Raw genomic sequence first — 7,691 nt, 5'->3', positions numbered from 1 at the left:
CAGCGCCGGGAACACGAGCAGCTTCTTGTCCGCCTGCAGGACTGCTGCGCTGGCCTTGACCAGAGCCCAACTGCGCTCGATCTTTTCGAACATGATGCCGCCCCCTCGACGATTGCAGCGACGTTTTAGCACCGCGCCTGCATGGCGTAAAGAGCTGTAAATAGCGCGCGCTTGCGGGTCTACAGATCGCCTGCCGGCTGTAGCGACGAATCCGCTGCTCGTGCCTGCTCCTGCCACAACTGCGCGAGCGTCTTGCCGCTCAGTGGATGCACAACCTGCGGCGCGATATCGGCCAGCGGCTTGAGCACAAAGGCGTACTTGAGTTCCGGCCGCGGCAGCTCGAGATTGCCCGGCCCTTTCAGTACGCGGTCGCCGTAGAGCACGATGTCGATATCCAGCGTCCGATTGGAAAAGCGCGGCACATCGCGTCGGCGGCCGTGACGATCTTCCAGAGCATGCAGCAAGTCGTTGAGTGCAACCGGTTCGATGTCGGTGTCGATGCCGACGGCAAGATTGAGGAAATCCAGCCCGTCGAAGCCGACCGCGGGACCGCGGTAAACCGGCGATACGGTGATCTCGCCGAATTGCGCGCGCAGTTCGGTCAGCGCAGTGCGCAGATTCTTCTCCGGCTCGAGATTCGAGCCGATGCTCAGATAGGCACGCACCATCAAGCTGGCTTCGCGCCGCGTTCGATGACCACACCGACCGCCTTCGAGCCGCGCACCGCACCGGGTTTGGCGAGTTTCAGTCGCAACCAACGCACATCGAATTCCGCGAGCACGATTTCTGCGCAGCGCTCGGCCAGCGTTTCCACGAGCTGAAACGTGGAGCTTTCGACAAACGCAATCAAGCGCTTGGCCACGGCCTTGTAGTCCAGCGTGTCGGCGATCTTGTCGCTCGCCGCCGGCTTGCGATTGTCGAACGCCATTTCCAGATCGAGCGCGACAACCTGGCGGATCTTGCGCTCCCAATCGTAAATGCCGATTACGGTCTCGATGCGCAGGTCTTCGATGAAAACAGTGTCCATTGTCTGGGAGGGCTGAGGGCTGAGGGCTGAGGGGCTGGAAATCTTATACCGCGGGAAGACTTTCCAGGTCCCAGCGAGGCGCGACCTTGATCGCGGCGTCGTCATACAATCCCGCCTGCAAGCGCAGCGCGCCGGCCAGCGCGATCATCGCGCCGTTGTCGGTACAGAATTCCGGGCGCGGGAAATACACGCGAAAGCCCTCGCGCTCGGCCGCCGCGGCAAGCTGCGCGCGCAGGCGTCGATTGGCGCCGACGCCACCGGCGATTACCAGACGGCGTGCGCCGGTTGCTTGCAAGGCGCGCCGGCATTTGATCACCAGGGTATCGACGATCGCCTCCTCGAAACCGCGCGCGATATCGGCCTTGGCGTTCGCCTCGTGCTTGTGCGCCTGGTAGGCGAGCAGGACCTGAGTCTTCAATCCGGAGAAACTGAAATCCAGCCCGGGCCGGTCGGTCATCGGCCGGGAAAACTTGAATCGCCCCGGCGTGCCGGTTTCAGCCAGCTTTGCCAGCGCCGGCCCGCCCGGATAGTCCAAGCCCATCAGTTTGGCGGTCTTGTCGAAGGCTTCGCCGGCGGCGTCGTCGAGCGTGTCGCCGAGCAGGCGATAGCGGCCGATACCGGTGACTTCGATCAGCATCGAATGGCCGCCGGACACCAGCAGGGCGATAAATGGCGGCTGCGGCGGGTCGGGTTCGAGCAATGGGGCGAGCAGATGCCCTTCCATGTGATGCACGCCGATCGCGGGCAGTTCGAGCGCCCAGGCCAGCGCACGCGCGCAGGAGGCGCCGACCAGCAAGGCGCCGACCAACCCGGGTCCGGCGGTATAGGCCACACCGCCCAGGTCGCGCGTGCTCATGCCGGCGGCCCGCAGAGTTTCGCGGATCAGCGGCAGCAGCTTGCGCACGTGGTCGCGGCTGGCCAGTTCGGGCACCACGCCGCCGTAGTCCGCATGCATGCGGATCTGGCTGTACAGCGTATGCGCCAGCAGGCCGCGCGCGGGGTCGAACACCGCTACGCCGGTCTCGTCGCACGAGGTTTCCACCCCGAGCACGGGCATGGCCTTCTGGTTTGCAATTTGCTGGTTTGTCACGGTAAAATGCGCGGCTCACCCGTCTTAGAACGGGCCATCATAGTGGATTCGGAGTCAGCATGCCCAACGTCAAAGTTCGCGAGAACGAGCCTTTCGAGTTCGCTCTGCGTCGTTTCAAGCGCACCTGCGAGAAGGCCGGCGTGCTGGCCGAAACGCGCAAGCGCGAGTTCTACGAAAAGCCGACCCAGGAGCGTAAGCGCAAGGCCGCCGCGGCGGTGAAGCGTCATCTGCGCCGTGTGTCGCGCGATGTGACCAAGCGTCGTCGCTTGTATTGATCGCTGGAGAAAGCTTTAAGCGGATTCATCCGCGGGAAGATCGGCCATACTTGGCCGGAGTTTTCTGAAAAAGACGGCCGGTCACGCGCGAGCGTACCGGCCGTTTGTATTTTGATTTGTTGGTGCGTTCATCCTTGAACGCGAAGATCACGTAGCGACCATCTTTGGCCGCACTTCCCAAGAAACGAGCTGCCATGACCCTGAAAACTCAACTTATCGAAGATATGAAGACCGCCATGAAGGGCGGCGCCAAGGAACGCCTCGGCACGATCCGCCTGGTCAACGCGGCAATCAAACAACGCGAGGTCGACGAACGCATCCTGCTCGACGATACGCAGGTGCTGAGCGTGCTGGAAAAGATGCTCAAGCAGCGTCGCGATTCGGTCTCCCAGTTCGAAGCTGCCGGGCGCACCGATCTGGCCGACAAGGAGAAGTTCGAAATCGGCGTGATTCAGGGCTACATGCCCGCCCAGCTTTCCGCGGCGGAAGTCGATGCCGCGATAACCGCCGCGATCGGCGAATCGGGCGCGACGAATGCGAAAGACATGGGCAAGGTGATGGGCTTGGTCAAAGCCAAGGTTGCCGGACGCACCGATATGGGCAAGCTGTCGGAGTTGGTCAAGGCCAGGCTTGCGGCGCTCGGCTGAGCGCCACGGCGGTCACTCTTTCAAGCGCTTGCTCGCGGCTGCGTAGGCTGCGCTCTTGTCGCGCTTGCCGATCGCAATGACCTCGACCGTGACGAGTTTCTCGATCACACGATAGACCAACCGATAGCCGGATGACTTGAGTTTGATCTTGTAGCAATCCGGCATGCCGTGCAGTCGCGCCGCGGGCACCAGCGGTGCCTGCAGGCGCTCGGCCAGTTTGCTTTTGAATTGCAGCCGAATCGGCTCGGGCAGCTTGCGCCATTCTTTCAGCGCCGATGGCTTGAACGCGAGGCTATAGCTCATCGAGCGTCACCTTGACGCTGCGTTCCTTCTCGCGACTGCGCACCAACGCGGCAAGCTCGGCGTCCTCAAGCTGCTCCATCATCAGCTGGAACGTCTCCGCCGGCACCAGATACGCCGTCGGCTTGTTATGCACGAGCACCGCGACCGGCGCGCCCTCGGCCGCGCCGATAACGGCACTCGGATTCTTCTTCAGCTCGCTGATGCTGATCGCGGCGCTGGCAAACAAGGTTTGCATAATTGGCTCCATATTTAGGTCCGAATATAGCTCATGGGATCACTCGTTACAACGACCACCCGAGGCAGACTAACCGGCTCACAACACCCTACTCGTCAGGCAAGACGAATAAACTAGACGATCATGTCCGGCCGCATTCCCGACCAATTCATCGACGAACTGCTTGCGCGCATCGATATCGTCGATGTGATCGAGCAACGCGTGCCGCTGCGCAAGGCCGGGCGCGACTGGTCGGCGCGCTGCCCGTTCCATGACGAGCGCTCGCCGTCGTTCACCGTAAGTCCGGCCAAGCAGTTCTATCACTGCTTCGGCTGCGGCGCGCATGGCAGCGCGATCAAGTTCCTGATGGACTACGACCGCATGGAATTTGTCGACGCGGTCGAGGATCTTGCCGCACGCGCCGGTCTCAAGGTGCCTTACGAAGGCGGCGGCAAACGCACACCCGCGGAAGACTCGACGGATTTGTATACCGTGCTCGACGCGGCCGCAAAGTTCTATCAGCGCGAACTCGGCAAGAACGAGAACGCGCGAGCGTATTTCGATGGGCGCGGTCTCGACGCGCAGACGGTCGAACGCTTCGGGCTCGGTTACGCGCCCGATCAGTGGGATGCGTTGAAGTCCGCGCTCGGCACCAATGAAAAACGCATCGCTCTGCTGGAAAAGTCCGGCATGCTGACGAGCGGCGAGCGCGGGAAATACGATCGTTTCCGCGATCGCGTGATGTTTCCGATCCAGGATCGGCGCGGAAGAACCATAGCGTTCGGAGGAAGAATCATTGAGAAGTCCGGCGATGGATCGCCGGTTCTTGATTCTGGCGTGCAGGACGCACGCAAAAGTGATGGCCCGAAGTATTTGAATTCACCCGAGACGCCGCTGTTCCACAAGGGCCAGCAGCTGTTTGCGCTGTGGCAAGTGCGCCAGGCGCACAGCAAGATTCCGCGCCTGATCGTCGTCGAAGGCTACATGGACGTGATCGCGCTGTTCCAGCACGGCGTCACCCAGGCCGTGGCCACGCTCGGTACCGCGACCACGCGCGACCACGCCGAGCTACTGTTCCGCCAATGTGCAGATGTATACTTCTGCTTCGACGGCGACCGCGCCGGACGCCAGGCCGCGTGGCGCGCGGTCGAATCGGTGCTGCCGCGCATGCGTGACGGGCGCCAGGCGTTTTTCCTGTTCCTGCCTGACGGCGAGGACCCGGATTCGCTGGTGCGCAAGGAAGGCCAGGTCGGGTTTGAAGACCGCTTGAAGGTCGCCACCCCGCTCAGTGAATTCTTCTTCGGCGAGCTCGGCAAGGACGTGAATCTCACGAGCCTCGATGGCAAGGCGCGCCTGGCCGAGCGAGCGCGCCCGTTGATCGGTCAGATTCCCGACGGCGCATTTCGCGATTTGATGCTCGGCGAGCTCGATCGCGTCGCCAATGTGAAGCTGCGCATCGACACCCCCGCCGCGAATGCGCCGCGCAGGCCCGCGCGCCCGCAGGAACGCACGCTGGTGCGCACCGCGGTCGCGCTGCTGTTGCAGAATCCCGGTTTCGTCGCCGCGATCGAGCCGCCGCATCTGTTTTCAACGCTGCGCCAGCCCGGCATCCCACTGTTGAGCGAACTGATCGCGTTATGTCGCGAGCGCCCGGAAATTTCCACCGGCGCGGCCATCGAGCATTTCGGCAAACGCGATGAGGTACGCGCGCTGCAGAAGCTCGCGGTGATGGAATTTCCCGGCGGCGAGGAGCAGTGGAAATCGGAATTTCTCGATGCGCTCACCCAGCTTGATCGGCAGACATCCCAGCAGCGCATCGACGACTTGATGAAACAGCGCGACGAGAGCGTGCTGAGCGACAGCGAGAAACAGGAGCTAGGAACATTGCTCAAGATGATGCGCAGCTAGCTCCGACTGCACGAAAGAAGCTCGCTACGCTTCGTCTCGCTTGCCGATCGCCAGCAACGCAAACAAGGTCAGCGCCGCCGCCGCGGACAGGTAATAGCCCACGTACTGCAATCCGTAGTGACTCGCGAGCCAGGTTGCGATGCCGGGTGCAAGCGATGCGCCCAGGATGCCGGCCAGATTGAATGAGAGCGACGCGCCGGTATAGCGCACTGCGGTCGGATACAGACCAGCCAGTGCGGTGCCGAGCGGTCCGTAAGTAAGGCCCATCAGGAACAATCCCAGCGCGAGGAAGATCAGCACCGCGCCCGGATCATTGGCGACGAACATCGGCGCGAACAACACGCCGAATGCGAGGATCGCCAGCGACGCCGCGATGAGCACCGCGCGCGCGCCGTAGCGGTCCGCGACCATGGCCGATAGCGGTATGCCGAACGCGAACGCGAGCATCGCCGCCATCTGCAGGATCAGAAATTCGCCGCGCGGATAATGCAGCGTCGCCGTGCCCCAGCTCAGCGTGAACACGGTCATCAGGTAGAACAGCAGAAACGTGGCGATGGAAGCGAATGTGCCGAGCAGCAGGATCAGCGGATGCCGCGTGACCACGGTGACTATCGGCAGGCGCACGCGCTCGTTGTTTTGCAGCGCCCGCAGGAAGGCCGGCGTTTCATGCAGCTTCAGGCGCACGTAGAGACCGACCAGAACGAGCAGCGAGCTCAGCAGGAACGGCACGCGCCAGCCATAGGCGAAAAACTGCGCATCGCTCTGGGTATCGCTCAGCAGCAGGAAGATGCCCGCCGAACACAAGAAGCCGATCGGCGCGCCAAGCTGGGGAAACATTCCGTACCACGCGCGCTTGCCCGGCGGCGCATTCTCGGTCGCCAGCAGTACCGCTCCGCCCCATTCGCCGCCGAGGCCGAGCCCCTGGCCAAACCGGCACAGGGCGAGCAACAACGGCGCGGCGATGCCGATCGAGGCATAGGTCGGCAACAGTCCAATCGCGACCGTCGACAAACCCATCGTCAACAGCGCGGCGACCAGGGTCGCCTTGCGCCCGATGCGGTCGCCGAAATGGCCGAATAGCGCCGAGCCGACCGGGCGCGCGAAAAACGCGAGTGCGAAAGTCGCGAACGATTGCAGCGTGGCGGAAGTCGGATCGCTGGCCGGGAAAAACAATTTCGGAAACACCAGCACCGCGGCGGTGGCGTAGATATAGAAATCGAAAAATTCGATCGCCGTGCCGATCAGGCTGGCGAACAGCACGCGCCATTTCGAATTCGCCGCGACGTGTGTCATGTCGTTCGCAGCGCTCGCTGGCGCGTCGTTACTTGCCATCGCAGACATCACTGCCCTTGTCGAACACGATGCGCCATACCCCTGGCGCTTCGCGGCGCCAGATCGAGTTGAAAGTCGCGATGAGTTTGCCATCGGGATCGTGCACCGGCCCCGTGCTCAAAGCCAGCGTGCCCGAGTCCAGCACTTCGACCTGCGCCGGCTCCCACGAGAACGGCGGCTTGGGTTCAGTGTAGAAGCGCTTCCACGCCGCGGCGACCTGCGCCTTGCCGCGCAGCGGCCCCTTGCCGCCGAAGAATATGGTTTCGTCGGCAAGGAAGGTCATGAACGCTGCGTGATCGCGATCGGCCATGGTCTTGGCGAACGCGCGCTCGGTGGCCTCGACTTCGTGCTTGGCTTGTTCGTTCGAAATGCGTGGCGGTGCCGCTGCGCAAGCTGCGATCAGCAGTGCACCGAGTGCGACCATCACTGCGGAAATCGGTCTCATGAACATAACCCTCCCCCTCTGCGCCTTTCAGCGCCCTCGACGCAAATCCGCGCCTATCACCTTCGCCGCATTGTGTCCCGGTGCGCCGGTGACGCCGCCACCCGGATGCGTACCTGCGCCGCAAAGATACAAGCCTGGCAGCGCACCGCGATAATCGGCCTGGCCAAGCATCGGCCGCGCGCTGAACAACTGATTGAGCGACAGCGCGCCGTGGAAGATATCGCCGCCGATCAGACCGAAATCGCGTTCGAGATCGAGCGGCGACTTGATCTGGCGGCCGAGCACCAAATCCTTGAAGCCCGGTGCGTAGCGGTCGACGGTCGCGATCATCAGATCGGCCACTTCGTCGCGATGATCGTCCCACGAGCGCCCATCGGACAAGGTCGGCGCGACATGCTGGCAGAACAGGCTCGCGACATGCTGGCCCTTGGGTGCGAGCGAATCATCGAG

12 protein-coding genes are annotated in these 7,691 nt (G+C 62.8%); 3 read left to right on the top strand and 9 right to left on the bottom strand.

The window, feature by feature from the left end:
• Positions 1-179: 179 nt before the first annotated feature.
• Genes folK through tsaD form a run of 3 tightly spaced genes read right to left on the bottom strand, consistent with a single transcriptional unit; the run spans position 180 to position 2,084 of the window.
• Positions 180-668 carry a 2-amino-4-hydroxy-6-hydroxymethyldihydropteridine diphosphokinase gene (folK, locus tag VIE67_RS06315; RefSeq protein WP_332024384.1) on the bottom strand — a complete coding sequence of 163 codons (489 nt, stop codon included), beginning with the start codon at positions 666-668 and terminating at the stop codon, positions 180-182.
• Entirely contained in the window at positions 668-1,027 is a 360-nt protein-coding gene (folB, locus tag VIE67_RS06310; RefSeq protein WP_332024382.1) for a dihydroneopterin aldolase, read from the bottom strand. The genes folK and folB overlap by 1 nt, the downstream gene beginning before the upstream one ends.
• Positions 1,028-1,070: 43 nt before the next feature.
• The gene (gene tsaD, locus VIE67_RS06305) at positions 1,071-2,084 is read right to left on the bottom strand and encodes a tRNA (adenosine(37)-N6)-threonylcarbamoyltransferase complex transferase subunit TsaD (RefSeq protein ID WP_332024386.1); all 1,014 of its coding nucleotides are present in this window, start codon (positions 2,082-2,084) and stop codon (positions 1,071-1,073) included.
• Positions 2,085-2,176: 92 nt separating this feature from the next.
• Here tsaD and rpsU point away from each other — a divergent pair, with 92 nt between their 5' ends.
• Positions 2,177-2,392 carry a 30S ribosomal protein S21 gene (rpsU, locus tag VIE67_RS06300; RefSeq protein WP_332024380.1) on the top strand — a complete coding sequence of 72 codons (216 nt, stop codon included), beginning with the start codon at positions 2,177-2,179 and terminating at the stop codon, positions 2,390-2,392.
• Positions 2,393-2,417: 25 nt separating this feature from the next.
• On the opposite strand, the gene VIE67_RS06295 is transcribed toward rpsU, so the two are convergent.
• The gene (locus tag VIE67_RS06295) at positions 2,418-2,588 is read right to left on the bottom strand and encodes a hypothetical protein (protein ID WP_332024379.1); all 171 of its coding nucleotides are present in this window, start codon (positions 2,586-2,588) and stop codon (positions 2,418-2,420) included.
• Between VIE67_RS06295 and VIE67_RS06290 the strand changes: the two genes are divergently transcribed.
• Positions 2,587-3,039, top strand: coding sequence for a GatB/YqeY domain-containing protein (locus VIE67_RS06290; RefSeq protein ID WP_332024377.1), 453 nt, complete (start codon positions 2,587-2,589; stop codon positions 3,037-3,039). The two genes, VIE67_RS06295 and VIE67_RS06290, sit on opposite strands and share 2 nt — an antisense overlap.
• A 12-nt stretch (positions 3,040-3,051) precedes the next feature.
• Here VIE67_RS06290 and VIE67_RS06285 read toward each other — a convergent pair whose 3' ends face one another.
• Positions 3,052-3,342: a type II toxin-antitoxin system RelE family toxin gene (locus tag VIE67_RS06285; RefSeq protein WP_332024375.1), complete on the bottom strand. Its 291-nt coding sequence runs from the start codon at positions 3,340-3,342 to the stop codon at positions 3,052-3,054.
• Positions 3,332-3,577: a type II toxin-antitoxin system Phd/YefM family antitoxin gene (locus VIE67_RS06280; RefSeq protein WP_332024373.1), complete on the bottom strand. Its 246-nt coding sequence runs from the start codon at positions 3,575-3,577 to the stop codon at positions 3,332-3,334. Before VIE67_RS06280 ends, VIE67_RS06285 begins: the two co-directional genes overlap by 11 nt.
• 123 nt (positions 3,578-3,700) lie before the next feature.
• Here VIE67_RS06280 and dnaG point away from each other — a divergent pair, with 123 nt between their 5' ends.
• Positions 3,701-5,464 (top strand): DNA primase, encoded by a 1,764-nt coding sequence (gene dnaG / locus VIE67_RS06275; RefSeq protein ID WP_332024371.1) that lies wholly within the window; start codon positions 3,701-3,703, stop codon positions 5,462-5,464.
• 24 nt (positions 5,465-5,488) lie between these two features.
• On the opposite strand, the gene VIE67_RS06270 is transcribed toward dnaG, so the two are convergent.
• The 3 genes from VIE67_RS06270 to VIE67_RS06260 all read right to left on the bottom strand — a co-directional run.
• Positions 5,489-6,796, bottom strand: a complete 1,308-nt coding sequence (locus tag VIE67_RS06270) for an MFS transporter (RefSeq protein ID WP_332024369.1) — start codon at positions 6,794-6,796, stop codon at positions 5,489-5,491.
• The gene (locus VIE67_RS06265; protein WP_332024367.1) at positions 6,786-7,241 is read right to left on the bottom strand and encodes a YybH family protein; all 456 of its coding nucleotides are present in this window, start codon (positions 7,239-7,241) and stop codon (positions 6,786-6,788) included. The genes VIE67_RS06270 and VIE67_RS06265 overlap by 11 nt, the downstream gene beginning before the upstream one ends.
• Before the next feature lie 27 nt (positions 7,242-7,268).
• Positions 7,269-7,691: phytoene desaturase family protein (locus VIE67_RS06260; protein ID WP_414707301.1), on the bottom strand; the 423-nt coding region annotated here is incomplete at its 5' end.

This window comes from Rudaea sp. (genome assembly GCF_036560865.1).
Lineage (GTDB): Bacteria > Pseudomonadota > Gammaproteobacteria > Xanthomonadales > Rhodanobacteraceae > Rudaea.
The sequence above is the reverse complement of the archived record's forward strand: the minus strand, read 5'-3'. Positions and strand labels throughout refer to the sequence as shown.

Bases quoted from the DNA above. Each gene is read 5' to 3' on its own strand.
- dnaG (WP_332024371.1), top strand. From the start codon at position 3,701: ATGTCCGGCCGCATTCCCGACCAATTCATCGACGAACTGCTTGCGCGC.
- rpsU (WP_332024380.1), top strand. From the start codon at position 2,177: ATGCCCAACGTCAAAGTTCGCGAGAACGAGCCTTTCGAGTTCGCTCTG.
- VIE67_RS06270 (WP_332024369.1), bottom strand. From the start codon at position 6,796: ATGGCAAGTAACGACGCGCCAGCGAGCGCTGCGAACGACATGACACAC.
- VIE67_RS06295 (WP_332024379.1), bottom strand. From the start codon at position 2,588: ATGGCAGCTCGTTTCTTGGGAAGTGCGGCCAAAGATGGTCGCTACGTG.
- VIE67_RS06285 (WP_332024375.1), bottom strand. From the start codon at position 3,342: ATGAGCTATAGCCTCGCGTTCAAGCCATCGGCGCTGAAAGAATGGCGC.
- VIE67_RS06265 (WP_332024367.1), bottom strand. From the start codon at position 7,241: ATGAGACCGATTTCCGCAGTGATGGTCGCACTCGGTGCACTGCTGATC.
- VIE67_RS06280 (WP_332024373.1), bottom strand. From the start codon at position 3,577: ATGCAAACCTTGTTTGCCAGCGCCGCGATCAGCATCAGCGAGCTGAAG.
- folK (WP_332024384.1), bottom strand. From the start codon at position 668: ATGGTGCGTGCCTATCTGAGCATCGGCTCGAATCTCGAGCCGGAGAAG.
- folB (WP_332024382.1), bottom strand. From the start codon at position 1,027: ATGGACACTGTTTTCATCGAAGACCTGCGCATCGAGACCGTAATCGGC.
- tsaD (WP_332024386.1), bottom strand. From the start codon at position 2,084: ATGCCCGTGCTCGGGGTGGAAACCTCGTGCGACGAGACCGGCGTAGCG.
- VIE67_RS06290 (WP_332024377.1), top strand. From the start codon at position 2,587: ATGACCCTGAAAACTCAACTTATCGAAGATATGAAGACCGCCATGAAG.